General features: G+C 53.2%; 21 protein-coding genes. 12 read left to right on the forward strand and 9 right to left on the reverse strand.

The features are described 5' to 3' along the window. Position 1: 1 nt before the first annotated feature. The 5 genes from tatA to PLD04_00300 all read left to right on the forward strand — a co-directional run bounded on the left by tatA (position 2) and on the right by PLD04_00300 (position 3,947). Complete coding sequence (tatA, locus tag PLD04_00280) at positions 2-181, forward strand: twin-arginine translocase TatA/TatE family subunit (protein HXK66753.1); 180 nt, start codon at positions 2-4, stop codon at positions 179-181. Between the two features lie 8 nt (positions 182-189). Beyond that, a complete protein-coding gene (locus PLD04_00285; GenBank protein ID HXK66754.1) occupies positions 190-696 on the forward strand; it encodes a DUF523 domain-containing protein in 507 nt (168 codons plus the stop codon). After that, the gene (locus PLD04_00290) at positions 693-1,412 is read left to right on the forward strand and encodes a ZIP family metal transporter (GenBank protein ID HXK66755.1); all 720 of its coding nucleotides are present in this window, start codon (positions 693-695) and stop codon (positions 1,410-1,412) included. The genes PLD04_00285 and PLD04_00290 overlap by 4 nt, the downstream gene beginning before the upstream one ends. Before the next feature lie 103 nt (positions 1,413-1,515). Then, entirely contained in the window at positions 1,516-3,480 is a 1,965-nt protein-coding gene (locus tag PLD04_00295) for a thioredoxin domain-containing protein (GenBank protein ID HXK66756.1), read from the forward strand. Next, the gene (locus tag PLD04_00300) at positions 3,477-3,947 is read left to right on the forward strand and encodes a nucleoside deaminase (GenBank protein HXK66757.1); all 471 of its coding nucleotides are present in this window, start codon (positions 3,477-3,479) and stop codon (positions 3,945-3,947) included. The genes PLD04_00295 and PLD04_00300 overlap by 4 nt, the downstream gene beginning before the upstream one ends. Positions 3,948-3,974: 27 nt before the next feature. Here PLD04_00300 and PLD04_00305 read toward each other — a convergent pair whose 3' ends face one another. Continuing rightward, complete coding sequence (locus tag PLD04_00305) at positions 3,975-4,535, reverse strand: TIGR02265 family protein (GenBank protein HXK66758.1); 561 nt, start codon at positions 4,533-4,535, stop codon at positions 3,975-3,977. 140 nt (positions 4,536-4,675) lie between these two features. Here PLD04_00305 and PLD04_00310 point away from each other — a divergent pair, with 140 nt between their 5' ends. The 3 genes from PLD04_00310 to PLD04_00320 all read left to right on the forward strand — a co-directional run bounded on the left by PLD04_00310 (position 4,676) and on the right by PLD04_00320 (position 10,963). Further along, positions 4,676-6,943 (forward strand): NADP-dependent malic enzyme, encoded by a 2,268-nt coding sequence (locus PLD04_00310; GenBank protein HXK66759.1) that lies wholly within the window; start codon positions 4,676-4,678, stop codon positions 6,941-6,943. Between the two features lie 207 nt (positions 6,944-7,150). Further along, positions 7,151-7,600 (forward strand): peptidylprolyl isomerase, encoded by a 450-nt coding sequence (locus tag PLD04_00315; GenBank protein ID HXK66760.1) that lies wholly within the window; start codon positions 7,151-7,153, stop codon positions 7,598-7,600. A gap of 303 nt (positions 7,601-7,903) precedes the next feature. Further along, entirely contained in the window at positions 7,904-10,963 is a 3,060-nt protein-coding gene (locus PLD04_00320) for a PKD domain-containing protein (protein HXK66761.1), read from the forward strand. A 399-nt stretch (positions 10,964-11,362) separates the two neighbouring features. On the opposite strand, the gene PLD04_00325 is transcribed toward PLD04_00320, so the two are convergent. From PLD04_00325 to PLD04_00350, 6 genes are all read right to left on the reverse strand, one after another. After that, positions 11,363-11,893 (reverse strand): hypothetical protein, encoded by a 531-nt coding sequence (locus PLD04_00325; protein HXK66762.1) that lies wholly within the window; start codon positions 11,891-11,893, stop codon positions 11,363-11,365. Between the two features lie 152 nt (positions 11,894-12,045). Next, positions 12,046-13,329 (reverse strand): DUF92 domain-containing protein, encoded by a 1,284-nt coding sequence (locus PLD04_00330; GenBank protein HXK66763.1) that lies wholly within the window; start codon positions 13,327-13,329, stop codon positions 12,046-12,048. Beyond that, positions 13,320-14,159: a dTDP-4-dehydrorhamnose reductase gene (gene rfbD / locus PLD04_00335; GenBank protein HXK66764.1), complete on the reverse strand. Its 840-nt coding sequence runs from the start codon at positions 14,157-14,159 to the stop codon at positions 13,320-13,322. The genes PLD04_00330 and rfbD overlap by 10 nt, the downstream gene beginning before the upstream one ends. Then, positions 14,156-15,166 (reverse strand): dTDP-glucose 4,6-dehydratase, encoded by a 1,011-nt coding sequence (rfbB, locus tag PLD04_00340; GenBank protein HXK66765.1) that lies wholly within the window; start codon positions 15,164-15,166, stop codon positions 14,156-14,158. Before rfbB ends, rfbD begins: the two co-directional genes overlap by 4 nt. 33 nt (positions 15,167-15,199) lie before the next feature. Beyond that, the gene (gene lptD / locus PLD04_00345; GenBank protein HXK66766.1) at positions 15,200-17,308 is read right to left on the reverse strand and encodes an LPS assembly protein LptD; all 2,109 of its coding nucleotides are present in this window, start codon (positions 17,306-17,308) and stop codon (positions 15,200-15,202) included. Further along, positions 17,305-18,489: a thiolase family protein gene (locus PLD04_00350; protein ID HXK66767.1), complete on the reverse strand. Its 1,185-nt coding sequence runs from the start codon at positions 18,487-18,489 to the stop codon at positions 17,305-17,307. The genes lptD and PLD04_00350 overlap by 4 nt, the downstream gene beginning before the upstream one ends. 45 nt (positions 18,490-18,534) lie before the next feature. Between PLD04_00350 and ruvX the strand changes: the two genes are divergently transcribed. Both ruvX and mltG read left to right on the forward strand, forming a co-directional pair. Further along, positions 18,535-18,936, forward strand: a complete 402-nt coding sequence (gene ruvX, locus PLD04_00355) for a Holliday junction resolvase RuvX (GenBank protein ID HXK66768.1) — start codon at positions 18,535-18,537, stop codon at positions 18,934-18,936. Beyond that, entirely contained in the window at positions 18,920-19,921 is a 1,002-nt protein-coding gene (gene mltG, locus PLD04_00360) for an endolytic transglycosylase MltG (GenBank protein ID HXK66769.1), read from the forward strand. Before ruvX ends, mltG begins: the two co-directional genes overlap by 17 nt. 7 nt (positions 19,922-19,928) lie before the next feature. On the opposite strand, the gene PLD04_00365 is transcribed toward mltG, so the two are convergent. Together PLD04_00365 and PLD04_00370 are read right to left on the reverse strand one after the other, a co-directional pair. Then, on the reverse strand, positions 19,929-20,777 hold the full coding sequence (locus tag PLD04_00365) for a glycosyltransferase family A protein (GenBank protein ID HXK66770.1): 849 nt from the start codon (positions 20,775-20,777) through the stop codon (positions 19,929-19,931). After that, complete coding sequence (locus tag PLD04_00370; protein HXK66771.1) at positions 20,774-21,439, reverse strand: PilZ domain-containing protein; 666 nt, start codon at positions 21,437-21,439, stop codon at positions 20,774-20,776. Before PLD04_00370 ends, PLD04_00365 begins: the two co-directional genes overlap by 4 nt. A gap of 89 nt (positions 21,440-21,528) precedes the next feature. Here PLD04_00370 and recN point away from each other — a divergent pair, with 89 nt between their 5' ends. Together recN and PLD04_00380 are read left to right on the forward strand one after the other, a co-directional pair. Beyond that, positions 21,529-23,202 carry a DNA repair protein RecN gene (gene recN, locus PLD04_00375; protein HXK66772.1) on the forward strand — a complete coding sequence of 558 codons (1,674 nt, stop codon included), beginning with the start codon at positions 21,529-21,531 and terminating at the stop codon, positions 23,200-23,202. Next, the gene (locus PLD04_00380) at positions 23,199-23,810 is read left to right on the forward strand and encodes an L-threonylcarbamoyladenylate synthase (GenBank protein ID HXK66773.1); all 612 of its coding nucleotides are present in this window, start codon (positions 23,199-23,201) and stop codon (positions 23,808-23,810) included. Before recN ends, PLD04_00380 begins: the two co-directional genes overlap by 4 nt. Positions 23,811-23,820: the final 10 nt, after the last annotated feature.

A 23,820-nucleotide genomic window follows, 5' to 3' on the forward strand; every position in this document is an offset into this window, starting at 1 on the left:
CATGGGAAGCCTGGGATTTCAAGAACTTCTGATTATTCTTCTTATCCTTGTGATTATCTTTGGTGCCAAGAAGCTGCCCCAGCTCGGCAAGGGCCTCGGAGAAGCGTTGAGGAATTTCAAAGGTGCCGTAAAGGGAGAGGGAGAGGACGAGGATAAGAATAAAAACGGGAAGGAAAACTGATCCGGTTCATGTCTTCACCCCGGAATTGTCCTTCTGAGAAAAGACAGTCCAGAATTACCCACCTGGTTGTATCTTCCTGTCTCACGGGAGAGCGCTGCCGGTATGACGGCCGCGGAATCGATGTTCCCAGGCTGATACCCCTGATGAAAGACCGGACTGTTATAAAAGTATGTCCAGAAGTCGAGGCGGGTTTAGGCGTCCCCCGCGAACCCATTCATATTCGGGGGAATAGCGGGCACCAGGTGCTTTCCGGGCAGGGAGAGGTTTTGCGGGTGCGCACCGGCGGAGACGTGACTGTGCCTCTGCTGGAGGCCTGTACACGAATTGCTCTGACGTTGAATCGACTGGATCCGTCATCGACCCTGGTGGTGCTGAAGGAACGGTCTCCTTCATGCGGAGTTCATTCGACCCATACAGATAAGGGAATAACGGCGGCTCCGGGACTCTTTGCCGCATTCTGTATCGAGAAGGGATTTCAACCGATATCCGAAGAAGATCTGGAGGAATCATCGTGACGTCGATCTTTATCTATGCCTTTCTTGTATTCCTGGCTTCTCTGGCCGGAGGTCTGGCCGTCGTGATCCGGCACTGGCATCCGAAAATGCTGTCCATCTTTATCTCCTTCGGGGCCGGGGTTATCCTGACAACCGCTCTGATTTTCCTGATTCCTCCGGCCATTCACGATACTTCGGCCCTGTGGATCCTGGCCGGTTTTCTCTTTATCTTTCTTGGAGAAAATTTCATCATGATGCATGGATGTATGGCGGATGACTGCCAGGTACACAATGTGGGGCTCGCCGCCTTTATCGGCCTGTCATTTCACGCCCTCGCCGCAGGTCTTGCCATCGGAGCCGGTGTTCTCCATTCGGAAAATCTGGGATTCATGACCTTCCTGGCGATCATCCTCCATAAAGCTCCAGAGTCTCTCACCCTCTCCTCCGTCATGCTGCACGACCACTATTCCCGCAAGCGGACCACCCTCTTGATTCTCCTCTTTTCCCTGATCGTACCCTTCGGCGCCCTTCTCTCCTATTTCATCCTGAAGGATGTGACCCTGTCTGTTGTTCCCGCAGCCCTGGCCTTCTCCGCCGGGACCTTCCTTGAGGTTGGCGCTTCCGATCTGTTACCCCAGGTCCATCGACCGGGACCTCTTCGGATTCCCCGTCTTCTGGGCTTTCTTGCGGGGATTGCTCTGACCGTCGCCATCTCAGCGATCCATCACCACCACTGATCGTCGGGAGGGGGAATTCAGGAGCCCCGGCACCCGTTCTCCCGGGGATGACATACCATACATCCAGTCTGAATCTGCTCCGTTCTATCGGGAGTTTTCGACCGTGAACCGCCTCTCCCGGGAACAGTCTCCCTATCTTCGTCAGCATCGGAAAAATCCGGTGGACTGGTATCCATGGGGCGAGGAAGCACTCCAAAAGGCGCGGGACATGGATCGTCCCATCTTCCTCTCCATCGGGTATGCGGCATGCCACTGGTGCCACGTGATGGAACGGGAGTCCTTTGAGAATCAAACCATTGCGGGCGTGCTGAACGAGCACTTTGTTCCCGTCAAGGTGGATCGGGAGGAGAGACCGGATATCGATCACCTCTATATGACCGCCGTGCAGATGATGACCGGAGCGGGAGGATGGCCCCTGACCGTTTTCCTGACACCCGAAGGGAAACCCTTTTTCGGAGGAACGTATTTTCCTCCGGAGGATCGATGGGGCCGACCGGGACTGCTTTCGGTTTTACGGGAGGTGATGCGTGTATATCGGGATTCCCCGGAAGATCTGGAAAGAACAGCCCGGACGATCCTGGCGCATCTTGAAGTTTCGATGGGGATGAAGGCGGGTACTCCGGACGCGAAATCCTGGATGGAAACGTACAGAAAGCACCGCGGGCAGCTTGAGGATGTCGAATACGGAGGATACGGGCAGGCTCCCAAATTTCCGTCTGTCCCCGATCTGGAAGCGGCGATTGTTCTGGATCCCGGTTCCCATGGTCACATTCTCCTGACCCTTGAGCGGATGGCTCTTGGCGGAATTCATGACCACGTGGGAGGGGGATTTCACCGCTACTCAACCACGGTGGACTGGAGAGTTCCCCATTATGAAAAGATGCTGTATGACCAGGCTCTATTAATTCCTCTCTATATGTGGGCCTTTCAACGGACAGGATCCGCTCTCTTTGAACGGACCCTGCGGGGAACGATTGACTTCATGAATGGTGAACTCTTCAAAAAGGATCTGGGTTATATCACCTCGCTCGATGCCGATTCGGATGGCGAAGAAGGTACCTATTATCTCTGGAGGCGGAATGAAGTCCTGGAGGTCTCGGGGAAAGACGAAGGAACCTGGTTTGCCGATCTGGCCCATCTGGAAGAAAATCCATCTCCCATTCACCTGCAGGAATCGACGTCCGATCCGGAGCGTTTTACCGGACTCCTGGGCCGATTGCGGAAACGGAGGCATCGAAGAGTTCGACCCGCAGAGGATACCAAGGTCCTGACATCACTGAATGGTCTGGCCCTTCGAGCCCTTGCACTGGCGGGTGCAGGTCTGTCCGATGAGAGGATTCGAAACCAGGCTGTCCATCTTGCCCATACGCTCAGTGCTTGGAACAGGAGAGACGGGACTCTTCTTCATGCCGCTCCGGGAACAGGCGCGGAAGTGATGGGGATGATGGAAGACTATGCTTACCTTGCCTGGGGATTTCTTACGCTCTTTGAGACAACCGGGGAGCCGGATTTCCTCGGGAATGCACGACAGCTTATCGAAGAAGCGAAGATCCAAATCCCGGGATTTTCCCTGTCGGCATCCGAAGATCTTCCTCTCGCCCCTCGAAACCTCTCCGATGGAGCCCTTCCTTCCCCTCTGGCGGTTTTCCTCCTTGTCTCGTTGAAGATTCAGAGAATCGAGGGAAAGACCGAATATCCGGACATCCAGAGGCGGATCGAAGAAATGGCGGGTACGATCGGGCGAGCACCGGCATCTTATCCGACCATGGTACGGATTGGAGAGTGGATCGAAGGATCCAAATCTCTGCTCGTTGTCGCATGCAGGGACAGAAAAACGCTCCTGAAAGCCCTGCAACCCGTTCGGTTTGCCGAAGCGGAGCCCCACGCGGTTCTGCCTGTCTTTGAAGGAGGAGTCAGGGGCCTTTCGTCCCTTGAAGGGCGAAATTTCTCTTCCCCTCGACCCCTCTATTTCCTGTGCAGGGATCGTACCTGTCTCCCGGAAACCACCCGGTACGAAGATCTGCCTCTTTCCTGTGGACCCGATCTTCGTGGTAAAGTCAGGAAATGAATGACTCTCAGTTCATGAAGTGCGCCATCGATGCGGCAGGGAAGGGAATTCTGCGAGGGCAGACACCCTTCGGGGCCTGCATCGTAAAGGATGGAAACGTGATCGTTTCGGCCCATAACCGGGTCTGGGAATCGCGGGACATCACAGCCCATGCGGAGGTGGTTGCCATAAGGAAAGCCTGCCGTATCCTCGATTCCATCCATCTCGAAGGATGCTCAATCTACTCCACCTGCGAACCATGTCCCATGTGCTTCTCGGCCATTCACTGGGCCAGGGTGGATCGAATTGTCTTTGGCGCCTCGATTGAAGATGCTGAAATGGCAGGGTTCAACGAGCTTCCCATATCCAACGAGACCCTGAAGGATCTGGGGCAAGGTTCGGTTCAAATCGTTTCGGGCTGTCTGAGGGAGGAGTGCAGGGCCCTGTTTACCTCCTGGAAAGCTTCAGGGAATTACAGGGCGTACTGACGGTTCTTTTCGATCGGAGGCTGAGGATTACTCCATGGTCCAGGAAAAGTGATACTGGCAGAAATCGGCACCTTCAGCACGACAGGAAGATTCTGAAGCCCTGACATCCGTCGCTCCGCACAATTCAAGACCCTCTTTGTACCATCCGATTACCGTCAGACAGTCTGCGGCAGAAAAAGTTTCCGCTTCAAACGTCGTCAGGGTGCCGGATGTCGGACCAGTCCGCTCATAGGTCCGGTATCCCACGTCATAGTAGAACTTGTAGATCATGGGGGATTTTTCCATGAATGCCTGTGGGTCCCCATTGGAAAGAAAGCTCTTGTGGACTCCCATCAGGTTTTCCCTTGCGGAAGCCCGGCCGATGCGTTCAAAAAAAGATCGGTCTCCCTTTCCAAGAACGGCGATGATCGCATCATCGAGTCGTTTTCCCAGATCAAAGGAGTACCAGGAAAGACCGGTTAACAGGCCTTCCAGCTGATGGCGGTCATCTTCGGGAAGGGCCTGGAGTACCTTCTTCCATCCTTCATCCCCGGAATGAGTCTTTATGAAGGCAATTCGGGATTTTATAATGTTTCCCTTGATTTTCATGACGCCCTTTCCTGGAGCTGCCGTAAGGACAATTCCTCATTCATCTTACCAGAGGCCATGGCTGATCTCAAGTTGACCTCCGTTTTCGCGGGGTGTACAATGCTGTTTTGTGAAAATTTTCATTAAAAAAGAGGTGACGCATGGGATTGATTACACGAGATGACGCACTGGAATACCATTCAAAAGGAAGAAAGGGCAAGATCGAAGTTGTCAGCACCAAACCGTGCATGACGCAGCGCGATCTTTCCCTCGCCTACACGCCGGGCGTCGCGGAACCCTGCCTCGATATTGAAAAGGATCCATTAAAAGCCTTCGAGTATACGGCGCGTGGAAACCTTGTTGCCGTCATCTCCAATGGTACGGCGGTCCTTGGCCTGGGAGACATTGGCGCTCTGGCGGGAAAGCCGGTCATGGAGGGAAAGGGTGTTCTCTTCAAACGCTTTGCGGATATTGACGTCTTCGATATCGAACTCGATTCGAAAAACGTGGAAGATATCATCAAGTGTGTCAAGATGCTGGAACCCACCTTTGGCGGCATCAATCTGGAAGACATCAAGGCGCCCGAGTGCTTCGAGATCGAAACACGCCTCAAGGCCGAGATGGACATCCCGGTCTTCCATGACGATCAGCACGGCACGGCGATCATTTCCGGTGCCGGCCTGATCAACGCCTGCGAAATCGTGGGAAAGAAGCTCTCCGAGCTGAAAATCGTCTTCAGCGGTGCCGGCGCCTCGGCCCTGGCCTGCGCCCGCCACTACGTCAACCTGGGGGCAACCAAAGAGAATATCACCATCTGTGATACCAAGGGCGTCATCTATAAGGGCCGTACCGTCGGTATGAACAAGTACAAGGACGAGTGGGCGGTGGAAACCGACGCAAGAACCCTCGCCGATGCGGTAAAGGGGGCCGATGTGCTCACCGGCCTCTCCGTAAAGGGAATGTTTACCCAGGACATGATCCGCTCGATGGCGGACGACCCCATCGTCTTCGCCATGGCGAACCCCGATCCGGAAATTACCTATGACGAAGCCGTGGCGGCACGATCCGACGTGATCATGGCCACGGGCCGAAGCGACTACCCCAACCAGATCAACAACGTGCTCGGATTCCCCTTCATCTTCCGGGGAGCCCTGGACGTCCGGGCGAAGGCCATCAACGATGAGATGAAGCTGGCGGCATCTTACGCCCTGGCCAAGCTGGCCAAGGAAGACGTCCCCGATTCGGTCATTAAGGCCTACGGAGGGAAGCCCTTCCACTTCGGCCGGGAATATATCATTCCAAAGCCCTTTGATTATCGTGTTCTTCTCTGGGAAGCCCCGGCCGTGGCCAGAGCCGCGATGGAGACCGGTGTGGCTCGGCATCCCATCCAGGATTTCGATGCCTACGTGCAGGAGCTGGAAAACCGGATTTTCCGGTCCCGGCAGGTTCTTCATGAAATTTTTGAAAAGGCAAAAAGCCAGCCCAAGCGGATCGTCTTCCCGGAAGGCGAAAATGAAAAGATAATCCGTGCGGCCAAGATTCTCGTCGACGAAGGCATCGCGAACCCCATTCTCCTGGGAGACAGGAGCAAGATCGAAGCCTCCCTGGACGCCCACAGAATAGACAAAGACAAGATCCAGATCGTCGATCCCGCGTCGGATCCCAAGCATACTCTTTACATTCAGAAATTCCACGAACGGCGGAAACGGCGCGGAATTACCCCCTCCGAAGCCAGGACATACATGAGAATGCCCAATTACTTCGGGTGCATGATGGTGGCGGAAGGCGACGCCGATGGCATGATTTCCGGTCTCACGATGCACTATCCCGACACGATCCGCCCCGCCCTGCAGGTCGTTCAGACACGGGAGGACATCCAGAAGGTGTCCGGCCTCTATATTCTCGTGCTCAAGAATAAGATTTACTTTTTCGCCGATACGACCGTCATCAACGATCCGACGGCGCAGGATCTGGCAGAGATCGCCAAGCTCTCCGCAGAAGTTGCCCGGAAGTTTGACGTCGAACCCCGGATTGCCATGGTCTCCTTCTCCAATTTCGGATCCAACGAGTACCCGGAGACCCTGAAGGTGCGCGAAGCCGTCAAGCTGGCCAAGGAACTCTGCCCCGGTGTTCCCATCGAGGGCGAGATGCAGGCCGATCGGGCCGTTACACCCGAACTGACGAAGGAAGACTATCCCTGGAGCGTGATTCAGGGCGATGCCAACATTCTTATTTTCCCGAACCTCGACGCCGCCAACGCTGCGTACAAGCTGGTATGGCGCCTGTCCAACGCAGAGGTCATCGGCCCCATCCTGATGGGCATATCCAGGCCGATCCACGTACTGCAACGCGGTGTCGAAGTCAATGACATTGTCAACATGTCCGCCCTCTGCGTCGTGGACGCCCAGGAGCTGGCCGCGAAGAAGTAGTTCAGCCTGTCCGTAAACCAGACCTTTTACCGCCGGGGTTTCCCGGCGGTTTTTTTGAGTTCAGACAGGAGGATCGCGGTGCGACGATCCTTCACCGTTTTCTCATCTACGATCAGCGACTGAGGCCGGAGGGTAAGGTCTGTGGTAGAATCGATCGTCCGGTTATGGAATGTATGTGGCCGGCCACTTTGATCGAGGAGATACACCATGTCGAAAGTCAAATCCGGGGACACCGTAAAAGTTCATTTCACGGGAAAGCTCTCCGATGGAAGCATCTTTGATTCTTCCCAGGAGGAAGGCCCCCTTGAGTTCACGATCGGGGAAGAGACCCTGATCCCCGCCTTCGAGCAGGCCCTCATCGGGATGAAGCCGGGCGAGTCTAAGACGATCACGATTGCCTGCGAGGATGCCTACGGACCCAGAGACGAGGAACTGGTCTTTGAAGTGGACCGTTCCGAGATTCCGGGAGACGAAGTCCCCAAGGTCGGCGAGGAGCTGGAACTCGTTCCCGACGGCGTGTCGGAGGAGGAAGAGGACGACGAGGCGATTCCCTGCCTCATCATCGACGTCAACGACGAGGTGGTCGTCCTGGATGCCAACCACCCCCTGGCCGACGAGGACCTGACCTTCGAGATCGAGCTGATCGAAATCCTCTAATCTGCTGTTTTTTTGGGATAAGAGAGCAGGATCGGGCCATCGTCCCGGTCCTGTTTCTTTTCTGTGTATGGAAAACGTTCATTTACAAAGAAATATCCAATAAATTTGTATCGTATTAAAGATATAAGTTCTGACCTTGGTTACTCTTCTCTTACCTCAGTACACAAGTCTTCAGGCAGGAAAAGATTACCTTACAAGAAAGAAAATTGCCCAAATCGCCTCCGGCGGTGATGGTGAATCCGGATCCATGGATCGTAATTTGACTATAAACCTATTGAGCAATAAAATGGGTGTGGAGGATTCATGGCTAGAAAAATTATTCTGAGCACAATATTTATCTTAGTAACATCTATGGCATTCTCTCAGGATTGTCCAGAACTAGTTAGTAAATGGAACAAGGGACCTGTTTCAACTGTAACTTCGCAGGGGAATTATCTTTATCTCGGAGCAGGTGCAAACTTCATAATTGCGGATGTTAGGGATCCATCTAATCCAATAATTCTATCAAAGGTCTCACTTGAGGACTATATTCAAGATATAAATATTAAGGGCGAACATGCTTATGTTTCGAATGAATCGACAGGATTCTGGATTATCAATATCTCTGATCCTTCCGATCCAATAGTTGAAGGAATCTACAATCCATATAATGCTGTTCTAACTTCGCAAGTGTCAGGATCATATGTGTTCTTAGGATGCCAGCCACATTTTGGATTACAGGTGGTGGATCTTGGAAATGTTTCATCCCCTTCATGGGTGACAGCAATAGATATTGATTCGTCTGTTTATGCAATGAAAATACATGGTGACATACTTTACTTGTTGGACCAATATTGGGGATTATTCCTCTATGATATTTCAAATCCTTTTATTCCGTTACCGCTGGGTTCTATCAGGGTAAGTGCCCCATATAGTATGGACATCCAATGGCCATTCGTAATTGTAGATCGTATCTATGAATTCTATGTGTTTGATGTTACAGATCCAATGAATCCAGTGGAGGTCAGTAATTGCTTTCATGAGAAGCCAATGGGAATTATGCAGGCGAATGAATCGACACTATATTTTTCATGGTCAGGATTAACAGCTTGGGATATTACTGATCCAAAACAACCTGAGTTGATTGGACGTGTGCTTAATAGTGATCTAATTGTAACTGATTTTTATATAGAAGAATCGATACTTTATGCTGTCGTAGATGGTCAGGTCGTTATCTTTGATATAACAAATCTCATTGATCCTGTCCAAGTTGGGGAAATTAACTTTTCCGGAAGAAGCAAAGGAATATCATGTAATGGAAATACAGGGTATTTGGCGAATGGCACAAGTGGATTAGAAATATTTGAACTATCCGACCCGGATAATCCACAAGTTATTGGTTCGTATAATGCTACAGGTGATATCGCCGATGTTTTGGTAGAAGGCAATTATGCATATCTGGCAGATGAAGGATTTGGTTTAAGAGTGATAGATGTCTCTAATTCTGCACAGCCGGTAGAAATGGGAAATGTTAGTTTTGATCTTTTTCCATCAATTATGCAGGAAGAGATTAAGCTGTATAAGGGAAACAATATAGTTTATATTCAAGGAGCAAGCACTTATTATGTGGATGTGTCTGTTCCTGGTAATCCTATATATTTAGGAGCGCTATCCGGAGCATACGATATGGATGTTGATAGCAGATATGTTTACATCGCGAACCGTACCTGGTTTGAAATATGGGACATGAGTGTTCCCCAGAATCCTCAGCAACTAACGACTTATTTGGGCGATGGTGAGATGTCTTATTTTGACTATGTTGCTGTTTACGGCATTTATGCTTATCTTAAGGGAAAAGATGGACTTTATGTTGTAGATATTTCAGACAAACAACACCCCGTTCAAGTGAACCTTCTCAATTCGTTTGCTGCTGATGACCTTATTGTGATGGAAATCCATTATCCATACCTTATTGCCGGATACGGTTGGAGGTATAGGGATAACCTTAAAATATATGATTTAGCTGATCCTATTAATCCTGCATACATGGATGCAGTAATAATCCCTGAGAGAATTAGTGATTTGGATAGTTCTGGTAGTCAACTTTACATTGCAGCGGAAAGTGTAGGATTTTACCAGTATAATCTATCAGGCTGTTCACAAATCAACAGAGATGCACCTATTTGTGATTTAAGTTTCGACTATGGTGGTTGGAATTATCCATTTTACCCTGGGGTGCCAGTTGAGTTTAAAGATATATCTACTAATTATCCTACTAGCTGGGTGTGGGATTTTGGGGATGGAACAATTTCAACTGAAAAAGATCCCATTCATACTTTCACAGAATCGGGGCTCTATAAAGTGACGCTAACTGTTGGTAATGCATATGGATCCGATTCTAAATCGTGTTACTGGATTGTATATGACATTTTTGGAATGGGATGTCCTCGCCATCTTGGGACACTGTTAACAAATGAAACTATAGAAACCTGTGAGATAACGAATGATACTCTATATCTATCAGAAGGTAAGGATAGCTTCCTGGTTGTTGATGTCTCTACGCCATCTTTTCCAAAATATTTAAATACTATTGAAATAGAAGGTGATGTTAGGGATTTTCTTGCCTACAACGAAATACTTTATGTAGCCTCAGGTACACGATTATATATTTTTGATATTTCCACCCCGTCGAATCCTATTGTGCTGTCCGTCATTGAAACAGAAAGTGAACTTTACCATATATCCTATTCGGCGAATATCCTGATCACGCTTAGTTTGAATGATCTAACTACGTACGATTTCTCAAATCCGATCAATCCTGTTTTTAGAGGATCATGTGAAATATCTGATTGGTTAGATATTTATACTGCACCAACTATGAACGTACGAGGAGATTTCGTTTTTGTGTTTTTTAACCGTGATCTTTTTATTTATGATGTAGTATCTCAAATGAACCCTATTCTGATAAGTATTTATGGAGACGGAGATTGGCATCCAATTATTGCCGCTGGAGCTGTTGAAAAAACGATGGCATATGTCAATCAGGGTGAATCCGATGGTATCGATATCGTGGATGTTTCAAATTTGGAAAATCCAGAAATAGTGGGAAATCTTCAAGTACCATTAATCTGGAATTCGATAGTTGATATTGATAGCACAGAAGGGTTACTTTTTGTCGGTGGAAATATTCTATTGGTCTATGATCTTTCAAACCTTCAAGCACCCTATCCAATCGGTGAATATGTGGAGCAAGTGAGTAAAATATTTGTTATGGACAATATGTTAGTTGTGATCGGACCCTATGCGGGAAATACAGGCGTCCATCTATTTGATCTATCAGGATGCAGTATGCGAAAACATGTGAGACCATTTTCTGGCCCATAGAAGGGCGTTAGAATTTCACCTCGCAGCCCCTAAAACTCCAATACAGTCTCTGGTACTGTCAATAATCTTGCGCATTTTTATGGTGAGTAGTCCCTTATGAGCGGGGGGTACTGTCAATAAGGTACTGTCAATAATCTTGCGCACTTTTATGGAGAGTAGTCCATAGCGAGCGGGGAGGTACTGTCAATAATCTTGCGCACTTTTATGGAGAGTAGTCCATAGCGAGCGGGGAGGTACTGTCAATAATCTTGCGCACTTTTATGGAGAGTAGTCCATAGCGAGCGGGGATGCGAAGTGGAGCGTAGCGGAACGGAGCCTTCCCCGGAATTTATGATTCCCATACTATCATTGTGGCAACATACTTTTCCTGGAATATTTTTTGGTAAATTACAAAAAGTCTTATTTATCTAAGTCTCCTATGCTGATTAACAACTCCCTTAATTTATTATCATAAGGTGAACCTGATAGACAAACACAACCGCATGGATCTTTTCTTCGATACAAACAATCTTCTATTACTTCAATAGCCTCTTTATATTTTCCCATCTGAATCAGACATTCTGCTAATTTACTTTCTCTAAGAGTGATATTCCAAGGTGTTCCAAAATCACAGACGTCTATCCCGCACAAATTCCAATTATCCCATAATTTATAAGCCTTTTTCCAATCATTTCTTTCCATGTAGTACTCAGCCATTTTGGGTAATACATCGTTCATTGACAGGGACGAACAGCATTTACCGGGTTGTTTCATCGGGTTATAACCAGCCAGAGAGAATGCTTTATTGAAAGACTTCATCATGTTCGTTTTTTGGCTCATTTTTTCGTATAAATTCCCGAGTTGTATGTAAAGAACTATTCTATCTTTGTTACTTCGTGATTTTCTTAATTGTGCACGATATTTATTTTCGAGCCTTTGAAGATTCTGCATCCTTTCATTATCTGATTTTGTATTTCTCGCGTAGGTATAGAGATCTCTGTCACTTTGTGACTCATATGATGTAGTACATGCATACGTCCCGATTGCCAAAAAGAAAACCGGGATCAGTATGGGGGTCAGTTTTATAGAGAGGGTCATGTTCTTCAAAGGAGCCAGGCGGCGGCGAGGCAGGCCACGGCGGCGCCCACCGCCGTGTTGATGAAGTTCAGGATCTCATTGTCCCAGGAGCCCAGCGATCCCAGGACGCTCTCCACCATCGATCCGGAAAAGGCCGCAACCGCCACGATGAGAACTGCCCGGCCCGGGTACCATCCCCAGATCAGCGGGATCGAGGCAAGGATCAGGCTCCCCGCCACACCGGCGAGGGTCCCCTCCAGGGAGACGGCGCCCTCGGTTCCCACCGGGACCCGGCGCAGGGTGAGGGGGTGGATCGGTGTCTTTCCCAGGAGCTGGCCGATCTCGCTTCCCAGGGTGTCGGACAGGGCCGTGGCAAAGGCGGCTGCGATCCCCGCCTTCAGGATCATCGGTTCTGGATAGAAGGGCAGAAGAAGAGAGAGGGCGGCTCCGGTGGAGCAGTTGGCCAGGGCGTGACGGGATCCCCGCCGGCCTCCCTCTTCCTGGGCCAGGCCCATCCGGGACTTCACCGCGTACCCCAGCTTTGTTGCCGAGGTGGCGAGAACAAAGAACCCCACGAGAAGGCTCCAGGCTGGCCAGCCTCCGAATCCCAGGACGAGGGTTCCCACTACCACGCCTCCTACCAGGGCGGACGAAGAGACCAGGCCGGCCGCAAAGGAAACCAAAGCCAGGCCGAGGTTGATTCCTCCTGCCAGGAGAAGGGTCCTTCCCTCCGGCATTCCACCCGGCTGAAGTGGCGGGACGAGGGCCAGGAGGGCGGCGGCAAAGAAGGGAATCACGATGTTGTCGTTGATGGGCATGGGCATAAGCTCGATGAAGGCCAGGGCCAGCCCCACCACCCAGAATGCCCAGAGAAAGCCTTCATGGTCGCCCACAAAGTTATAAAGAAGATTGGCGGAAGCACCGCCGGCGAGGGCAAAGGCCAGGAATCCGCCCAGACTCTTCCCTCCGGCCCAGCCGGGTTTCCAGAGGGGCAGGCTCTTTCCCGTGACCGTTGCCATCCCGTCACCGAAGGCAAGGTAGCCCCATGCCGCGGCGGCAAGGGCGGGATTCTTCCAGTAGACCAGGATCAGGCCCAGGACGGCCAGGGGATAGGCGAGCAGGCCGGCATCCAGCTTCTCTCCCCTCAATACGAACCGTGCGGTATGGGGGAGGATGAATAGGTTGTGGAGAAAGGCCGCGATTGCGCAGAGGGCCGCCTGCCAGGGGGTCAGGTACTTTAGGGCCAGGGCAAAGAGTCCCATGGCCATGTGGAGAGACTTTCTTCCCAGTTCCCTGCCGGTCAGAGCCATCCGCTCCTCGTAAGAAAGTCCCGGACGGCTTCCTGCCAGGGGGGCGGTGTCTGTCCGGTAACCTGTTCGTAGCGGGTCGTGTCCAGAACGGAGTATTCCGGCCTTCGGGCAATCTGTGGAAAGGCGGAACTGGGAACAGGCTCGATGGGGTGGTCCGGCTTTCCAAGGGTTTCGGCCATCCAGCGTACCTGGTCGTATCGTGTACTCACGCCTGAATTGGCGAAGTGGACAATTCCGGTTGCCTTTCGCTCCAGGAGTGCCGCAATGGCACGGGCCGCATCCATCGAGTACGTAACCCGGCCGGTCTGATCGTCGATCACCTTCAGGTTCTTTCCCTCCCGGATCAGCCGGGCCATGAGGGAGAGAAAGTGCTCCCTGCCGAAGCCGAAGAGCCAGGAGACGCGAACGACAAGTGTGTCCGGATACAAAAGGGCCGCTTCTTCTCCCTCAAGTTTGGTTCTGCCGTAGGCACTCACGGGATGGACCGGATCGTTCTCCCGGTAGGGACGGGTACCGGTTCCGTCAAAGACGTAGTCGGTGGAGACATGAACAAACCGGGCTCCGCATTCCCTGCAGGCGTCGGCTAGGTTCTGAACACCTTCTGCGTTGACCCTGCGGGCCAGGTCCTCCCGCCCTTCACATCCGTCCACGTCGGTCATGGCTGCGGCATTCACTACCGTTGTCGGATGCACATTTGAAAAAAGGCTCCAGACCGAATCGAACCGGGTGATATCAATTTCCTCGATGTCGACAGTTATGGGAGTGGGAGCCAGAACCTCTTCCAGGGCGCGGCCCAGCATGCCTCGACCGCCTACGATCAGCGTGGTCACCCTTTCAACCGCTCCCCGTACTGAGATTCGTAGTACGCCCGGAACTCTCCCGATTTGATGGGTTCCCACCAGTCCCTGCGGTCCCGGTACCATGCCACCGTACGGGCAAGCCCATCTTCAAGGGACGTCATCGGCCTCCACCCCATCCGGGTGATCTTTGAGCAGTCCAGGGCATACCGCCGGTCGTGGCCCGGACGGTCTGTGACATGTCGGATGAGAGATTCTGGCTTACCGAGAATGGATAGAATTGTTTTTGTGATGTGAATGTTTTCCTGTTCCCGTCCGACGCCGATATTGTATGTTTCCCCGTACTGGCCGTTCTGGAGGATGAAATCGAGGGCCCGGCAGTGGTCCCGGACATCGATCCAGTCCCGCATCTGACGACCATCGCCATAGACCGGAAGGGGCTGATCTTCGAGGGCATTCGTGATAAAGAGAGGAATCAGCTTCTCCGGGTACTGGCAGGGTCCGTAGTTGTTGGAACACCGGGAAATCAATACGGGGAGCCCGTAGGTCGCATGGTAGGCATAGGCAAGGCGGTCGCCCCCGGCCTTTCCGGCGGCATAGGGACTGCGGGGTTTCAGGGGGGCTTCCTCGTCAAACCGGCCCTCCATGCATTCGCCGTACACTTCATCCGTGGAGATCTGCAGGAAGGTCTTCACCTTTCGGCGGAGCGCCTCTTCGGCCAGGACAAAGACCCCGTGGATGTCTGTGCGAAGGAACGCATCGGGCTCCTGGATCGATCGATCCACGTGGGTTTCCGCGGCGAAGTTCACGACCACCTCAATATCCTTCATGGCATCCGCCACGACCTCGGTATCGCAGATGTCTCCGTGAATGAAACGGTAATTGGGGCGCTGGTCGACACCGGCGAGATTGGCGGGGTTTCCGGCATAGGTGAGCTTGTCCAGGTTCACCACAAAGACATCGTTCCCGTACGTGTCAAAAAGGTAGTGAACGAAGTTGCTTCCGATGAATCCTGAACCGCCCGTGACCAGTACTTTCATCCTTCACCTCATCTGTTCGATATCCCTGAAGGATCAGGGTGTGCTTCCAAAGAGTTCATCCACGCCTCCGGTGATTTCCAGGAAGGAGCCCACATTTTTCAGGTCGAATGTGAACTTGTACTCCCTGTCCTGGGACGTTCCGAGGCGGTAATCCCGGTATTCGAGTGAGATAGCATAGCACGAACCGGTGTACCGCATGATGTAGCGCTGCTGCGGGGGGTAGTTGTTTTCCAGGTCGTAGTTGACCTGGGCCTGGACATCCAGGGTCCGGTGGGGTTTGAATCCTGAGTACAAGCGGATCTGGTGCTGCTTCGTTCCGCCCTCCACCTGAGGGTTGGTGCGGAAATAAATCAGATTGGCATAGTGCATTCCCACGCGCGTGCCTCCCGAAAGCTGGAGGGATTCCCACTTGTGGGTGATGGCGTGAAAGGAAGTCCTCGTGTCCAGGTTGAAAGACTTACCCGGATAGAACCGGAGGGAGAGATCGAGGGCACTCTTCTGGGATGTCTCCCTCTCTCCATCAACCGTCAGGGAGGTCAGGGGCTGGTTTTCGTTGAAACTGTGCCGCTGGGAGATTTCGAAGGACGCGATCTCCGTGGCCGTCGATTCTCCCTTCTTCAAGAAGATACGGTTAACCAGTGCGTAGCGAATCTGATGCTTGGACTGGATCGAGTCGTTTTCATCGAAGACGGGAACCTTCTGGTCTTCCAGGTTAACCAGGTTCTGATAGTTGATTCGGGGCTCGATCAGGTGCTTCAGCTGAAAGCTGGAACCGTTGAAAATTTTGGAGAAGGAGGGACCCACGAGGTCGGCCTGGAAGAGCTGGTACGTCCGCGTGTACGAGTCTCCTTCAAGGGATCCGGTTTCATCGGGCGTACGGGAATAGTACGTGGCCCGCAGGCTGGCACTGGGCCGGATCGAAAGCCAGGGAAGGCGGGCAAAGGACGTGGAGAGCGTGGGGAGGACGTCGAGACGGCCATAGGTACCCCGGTAATTCTCTCCCTTGTCGACCTTGAAGAGGTTGTAGCGGCTCTCCATGGAGAGGTAGAGGGGGAGAGCTCCTCGAAGGAGGGGCCGCTGACGCATCCGGTACTCGATCTTGGGGTACTGCTCCTGGGTGACTTTCTCGATCGAGGAACCCGAAAAGGCCGTTTCCCGGTGATCGGCCCGGAGAATGAAGGAGTTGAGACCCCAGTTCTTGGAGAGCGTAACGTGGGAGTAGATCGAACGGGTCGTGTTCCGATCGAAGGTCCGCTCAAACTCCCGGAAAAAGTCGATGTCCGATAGGAGCTCGATGTTGGCATCGAGCCTGAAATTCAGCGGAAGTGCGGTCTGGGTGTGGACCAGGTTGAATTTCCACCAGTCCGTCCCTTCCGTGTCCCGGATCGTATAGGCCTGAGCCTCCCCCTTCAGATCAACCGTGGGGGCATATCGAAAACGAATCCCCCCCCCGCTGTATCCTTCGGAGTAGTAATCTCCCATGAATGTCAGATCAAAGCTGTCTCCCATCGGAAGAAAATAGGCAAGCCCCAGATAGGCACCCCGTTTTGCGGTGTACCCGAAATGGGGGGTCAGGAGTCCCCGTGCCCGGTCCTGCTTGACCGGCCAGACCAGATAGGGAAAGTAGAGCAGGGGAAGCCGGTGAACCCGGAAGGCGATGCCGGAAAGGTACGCATATCCATCCATTTCCACGGAGGCTCGATGGATCGTGAAGCTCCAGGGGGGATGTTCCAGATCACAGGAAGTGAAGAGCCCCTCTTCCAGGACATAATGGGTTTCATCTTCCCGGATGATCCGTTTTCCCTTGAACTGGTACATGTCTCCAAAGGAACCCTCGGCTTCTTCAAAGATCCCGGAAACTTCCTCCAGATTGTAGGTCATCCTGCGGGAGGTGATGGTGTCCCGGCCCTGACGCAGGGTGATCTTTCCTTCCGCCTCAACGGTTTTGTTCAGCCAGTCCAGTCCGACCCAGTCGGCTTCGATTCGAATGGAGCCGTAGCGGATTTTGACATTTCCCGAACCTTCCCAGTAAAGGTCTTCCACCCAGCGCTGGTTTACGGCCTCCAGTTGAACATCCTCTTCCTGACCGACCATGATTCCGGCCAGGAGGAGGAGAAAGAGACCGAAAAAGCGAAACTTCAACGGAGCAGATTCTCCACCAGGACGGCTACGGCTTCACCGCCTCCTATGCAGATGCCGGCCATGCCGTAACGGAGTCCGTTTTTCTGCAGGGCATAGAGGAGTGTTGTCAGAATGCGGGCTCCCGAACATCCGATCGGATGGCCCATGGCGACGGCTCCACCGTGAATGTTGACTTTGGAAGCATCCAGGCCAAGCTCCTTCATGGTCACCATGGTCACGACCGAGAAGGCTTCGTTAATTTCGTAGAGATCCACATCGGCAGCCTGGAGGCCGGCTTTATCCAGCACCTTCTGCATGGCTTTGGCGGGAGCCGTTGTAAACCAGTCGGGTTCTTGGGCATGGGATGCCTGTGCCACGAGACGTGCCATAGGCTTGAGCCCTTTGGATGTAACAACCTCTTCAGAGGCCAGGACAAGTGCTGCGGCGCCGTCATTGATTTTCGAGGCATTGGCTGCGGTGATGGTGCCTTCCCTGGCAAAGGCGGGCTTCAGCTTGGCCATCTTGTCCAGAGACACCCGGAAGGGTTCTTCATCCTTGTCGACGATGATGGGATCACCCTTTCTCTGCGGGACCTCCACGGGTACAACCTCGGAGGCAAACCATCCCTGGTTCCAGGCTTCCAGCGCCCGTTCATAACTCTGTCGCGCAAAGGCATCCTGCTCTTCACGGGTGAATCCGTATTCCGCGGCGCATAATTCCCCGCAGTTTCCCATGTGAACATCTTTGTAGGGATCCCAGAGGCCGTCCTTGATCATTCCATCCAGGACCTGCCCATGGCCCATGCGGTATCCGTCCCGGGCCCGGTCCAGGTAGTACGGGGCCATGCTCATGCTCTCCATACCACCCGCGACGACGACGCTGAATTCACCCGCACGAATGTCGTTGGCGCCCAGCATGACCGACTTCAATCCGGACCCGCAGACTTTATGAATGGTAACGGCACCGGTCGAAACCGGATACCCGGCGTAAATCCAGGCCTGCCGCGCCGGGGCCTGCCCGATGTTGGCCTGAAGAACGCAGCCCATATAGACCTGGTCCACGATCTCGGGTGCCAGGCTGCTCTGTTCAAGGGCCGCGCGGATGGCCGTCGACCCCAGACGGGGAGCGGGAATCGAATTCAGGACGCCCTGAAATGATCCGATCGGTGTTCGTTTGGCTCCAACGATATATACATTCGACATGGTCACCCCCTCAGAGTGGATTTCTTTACCATGTTACCATTAACCATGCGTATTCTGGCCGTGGACTTTGGTACCCGAAGAATGGGTCTCGCTTCCTGGGATACTGCAGCTCCCGTGGTCATTCCAATAAATCCGATTACCGGTTCGGATGCCGGAGCCATGGAGAGGGATCTTGCCCGGATTATTCAAGACGAAGCCTTTGACCGGGTGGTTCTGGGTCTTCCGCTGAACATGGATGGAACCGAAGGCGCCATGGCGAAGACGGTTCGGGAACTGGGTTCCAGATTATCCGAAAAAGGCATCGATATCACCTATATGGACGAGCGGCTGACTTCGCGCGAAGCATCGAACAGGGTGAGCAGAAAGGCGCGGCGAAGCCGGAACGGACGACTCGATTCCATCTCGGCATCTCTCATCCTTGAGGCGTACGTTGAAACACTGGCGTAGCGCCGCCACCGTTCTCGCTGTTGCAGGGATCGGAATTCTTCTTTACGGCTATTTTCTCCTCTCCACCCCCGTTCTCCCGGGACCGGGTGTGGTGGAAATGGAAATTCCTGAAGGGACGTCCACCCGAGCCGTCCTGGATTCCCTCCGGGACAGGGACCTGATACGCTCGGTCCCGGTTTCCTACCTCTACATCCGGTACAAGGCCAGGGAGCCCAAGGCGGGGTATTACCGCTTCACCCTGCCCAGCCAGCCGGCAGCCGTTCTGAACCAGGTTTTATCGGGGCAGGTCGACCTGGTTCGCGTCACCATTCCCGAAGGATGGAACCGGTTCCAGATTGCGGAACTCCTGGAGAGATCCGGGGTGACTTCCGGGGACGAGTTTCTTGCGCTGTCCGGGAATCCGGCCATGGTGGACGATCTCGATCCGGAGGCGCCGGACTGCGAGGGGTTTCTCTTTCCCGAGACCTATCGGTTTGCCCGCGCGATTCCGGCCCGGAGAGTTCTCTCCACGCTTATCGAACACTTTCGAAGGACCTTTCGTGACCACTTCCAAACCCGCCTGCTTCAAAAGGGATTGACGGTCCATCGATGGGTCATAATGGCATCCCTGGTGGAATCGGAAGCCCAGGCACGTAAGGAAAAACCCATCATTTCAGGTGTTTTTTATAACCGGCTCCAGCGGGGCATGTTGCTGCAGTGCGATCCGACGGTGCGCTACGCTTTGATCCTGGCCGGTGAGCCGCATCGCAGGCTCGGGTATGCTCAGCTCCGATTTGATCATCCCTATAACACCTATATCTATCGGGACCTGCCTCCCGGAGCCATCTGCAATCCGGGGCGGGGTGCGCTGGAGGCCTCCCTCAGCCCTTCCGATACCCGGGCCCTCTACTTCGTGGCCCGGAATGACGGAACCCATGCCTTTTCTTCCACGCTGCAGGAACACACTCGATACGTCAATCAGTACCAGAGGGGCGGAGGTTCGTAAATGTGTCTCAGAGTGGGGGAAGGCGACAGTCCTCCCCCGCCCGGCACCGTCTTTCCAGGTCTTCATAAAATGCCGCGTCCGGTTTCCGGCGTTTTCTTCGGCCGGTTGCCACAATTCTGCTTTTTCTCCCAATTTCCTGAATAAGAAGTTCCCGCTGTGCAGCAGAAAGATGGGATTCATGAATAAGCTTCACTAACGCGTAAAGCCTCCAGTAGTCCAGGGCCGGAACCGTGCGGGAGAGCTGATCCCCATGGCCTCCCCGCTTTACCACGAGGATTTCCGGTATCAGTTGGACAGGGAATCGGCTGGTTACACGAAGCCACATGTCGTAGTCTTCACAGGCAGGCATCGATTCGTCAAAGGTACCCACCAGATCAAAAAGTTCACGGTGAACCATGACGGAAGAGGGGGAAATCACACATCGTTCCAGGGAACGGGAGAACTGGTCCCCGCCTCCCCGTCTATGGCAGTGCCTCTGCGGGAGGATCGCGCCATCACGAACCCAGATCTCCTCGGTGTGAACCAGCATGATTTCCGGATGAGTGCCGAGAATTTCGAGCTGACGCTGGCACTTTGAGGGTGTAAATAGATCGTCGGAATCCAAAAAAGCAAGATAAAGGCCTGTGGCTTCCGCAATACCCTGGTTCCGGGCTGCCGATACACCCCTGTGATCCTGGCGTATATACCGAACCGAAGGAAAGGCTTCTCGAACGGACTCTGCCGTTTTATCCGTGGAACCGTCATCGATGACCAGACACTCGGCACCCGAATACGTCTGACAAAGGACCGAGGCAACGGCCTGCAGGGTGAGCTCCTTTCGATTGTGGGTGGGAATAATAACGGAAAGATCGGTCACCAGCGCTTGACGAATTTCTCCAGGCGTTCCCGGTCTCTTTTATCGAGATCGACAAATTCCAATCCATAACAGGGATTGAAGGTCAGGCGTTCATGGGCGCGTCGACGGATCGCGGCATCACATCGAATCTCTTCCTTGGAATGGGGGAGGAAAAAGTGGACTTCCAGCCGGGAACCGATACTCAACTCGCGGGGAACCTGAACCAGCAGACCTGTGGATGAGATATTGAGAGTCTTCCCCATCAGGCTGCCTTCGGAGGTTTGCAGGCGAAGAAGACTCTGAAAGGGCCTTCTTTTTTCAATATTGCTGAGTTTGTCGATGACTGCCATGAACTCCTCTTCGTGAAAGGGGCTCAGAAGAAAATCATTGACACCCTGAGAGGAAATTTCATTTTCGAGGTTGTCATCCCGGTCGATCTTTAAAATAATGGAAACCCCTCGCGTTTTGGGATTTTCCCGCAATTCCTGTGTCATGACAAAACCATTTTTTCCATCCGGAGTGTGGTAATCCATGATGAGAAGATCGATAGAATGCTGAGGTATCAGGAGAAAAAGTTCTTCCCGGCTGGCCATGGGAACCGCTTTGTGCCCGGTACGGGTAAGATTCGAAATCATGATTTCTGCTTCCCGGTCCGCCCTGCAGTATAACCCCACGTGTGCCATGCTCATAGTATGCACAATTTTAGGGATTCCTGCAATATGGACGGGTACTTCCCCTTGACCTACTGAAGGGCCTTGGGTAGACTTCCTCCATGCATGTGGCAAGGATTCAGGTGCGAAATCTCGCAACCATTGATCAGGTACACCTTGATTTTGATCCGGGATTTCATGTCCTCACGGGAGAGACCGGAGCTGGAAAATCGATCCTTGTCGATGCCCTGAAACTCATTTCCGGCGGAAGGGCTGACACATCCGCCATTCGGCACGGGGCGGATACGATGGTAATTGAAGCTCTTTTTACCGATCTTCCGGAGGAGATACGTACCGAACTCGTTGGCGCGGGACTGGATACACCGGAGGAGGTTCTTATCGTCCGGCGCGAAATTTCCCGGGATTCCGTCAATCGGATCTTTGTCAACCAGTCCCCGGTCACTCTTCGCTTCCTGGAGAGTCTCCTTCAACCCTGGATCACTATTCATGGTCAATCGGACCAGCAGGGGCTGATGGTTTCATCCATCCGCCGGGATCTGCTGGATCTTTATGGACAACTGGCCGGAGAGGTTCGCACCCTGAATCAGACCGTTCAGGAGTACACAGAGATTCTGGCCTCCCTCGAAACAGCCCGTGCGACCCTGACGCGGACTTTTCAAGAACGGGACCATCTTTCGCTTCAACTTGCAGAAATCAAGTCGGCCGGGCTTTCCGAGGGTGAGGAAGAAGCTCTTCATTACCAGAGAACCCTGATCCGGGACAGAGAGGCGATTCTTCAAGCTCTCGGGTCTGCGGTAACCCGCCTTTCCGGGGAGGATCGGAACCTACTCTCGGATCTGGGCGGCCTGATGCGGGACCTGGAATCGATTCGCGGTGTCTTTCCCGAGCTGGATACGCTGTCCGGGGAGTGTGAAGGTCTTATGGACCTGCTGTCGGATCTGTCCGTGCTTGTTGACCGCCTGCTCTCCGACCTGGAGGTTCCCGATCGCTCCCTCCAGGAAGTGGAAGACCGTCTGGCTCTCCTTGAAAGTCTGAAAAGGAAATATGGCTCAACGGAGCGGGAAATCGTAGAGTTTGGAAAAGAACTGGAACGACGCCTGGAGTCTCTTGAAACGGGGAGCGCTGAACTGGACAGGCTCGAAGCAAGGCTTCATTCTCTGGAACTAACCTACAGGGAGCAGGCAGGTGCGCTCTCCACGGCCCGAAGCCGTGCGGCCCGCAGGTTTTCCGCTTCCATTCTCAAGCGGTTACGACGGTTAGATATGAAGGAAGTCGTCTTTAAAATTGAGGTGGAGAAGAAGGCGGGTCCTCCCCGGAGAGGGGGGGGGGACCGTGTCGATTTTCTCGTGTCCACCAATCCGGGAGAGCCGCCCCTTTCCTTGGAACGGGTAGCCTCCGGCGGAGAGCTTTCCCGGATCCAGCTGGCATTGATGTCTGAAGTAATCCAGCAGAAGGGTAAGATTTTACTCTTTGATGAAATCGATCAGGGCGTCGGTGGATCTGCTGCCGTGGAAGTGGGCAGCATGCTCCGGGAATTGGCCGGGGCTAACCATGTTCTGGTCGTGACCCACCTTGCCCAGGTTGCGGCCCATGCCCACCACCACCATCACGTTTTGAAAACCGTCGAGGATGGACGCACCTATACGCGGGTCCGCCTGCGGCTCTCGGATTCGGATCGGGTCGAAGTCATGGCGGAAATGCTGTCCGGATCGCGAAAGTCGGATGCGGCCAGACGACATGCCGAAGAGCTCTTTCAATCGTGTCAGACGCCGTGATTCAGATAGATCGTGTAAAGGAGATCCTTACAACGCTTCTTTCCGGCGGTATCTGTCTCCTGCCTACCGATACCCTCTATGGTCTTCATGCATCGATTCATTGCAGAGAGGCTGTGGATCGGATCTGTACACTGAAAGCGGGGGGAGAGAATCGTAAGTTTATCGTTCTCTGTCAGCTTTCCCAGGCGGAAGAACTCGGTATCACACTGACGGAGCATCAATTGCGGTTTCTGCGGAGCGTCTGGCCATCCCCCCTGACTGCCATTGTCCGTGCCTCCGGTTCCACGCTCTTTCCCGGAGGGACCGCTGCCATACGGCACCCCGACCATCCCCTGTGGAATGCCCTCTTTCAACAGGGATGTCCTCCCGTCGTTTCCACCAGTGCCAATTTTCCGGGCGAACCTCCCTGTTCCGATCTGTCCGGGCTCCCGGATGCCCTTCGAAAGGAAGTCGATCTGATCGTCGATTCGGGGCCAGTCACGGATCTCCGCCCCTCAACGCTTGTGGATCTCATGGAGGTTCCTCCAAGGATCCTTCGCAGGGGGAAAATCGAATTTCCGCAGAATGTGTGGAAGAGTCTGTGGAAAAGTGACTCCGGAATCGTCTAAGTTGCGTCCC

This window comes from Thermoanaerobaculia bacterium, from assembly GCA_035593605.1.
GTDB lineage: Bacteria > Acidobacteriota > Thermoanaerobaculia > UBA2201 > DAOSWS01 > DAOSWS01.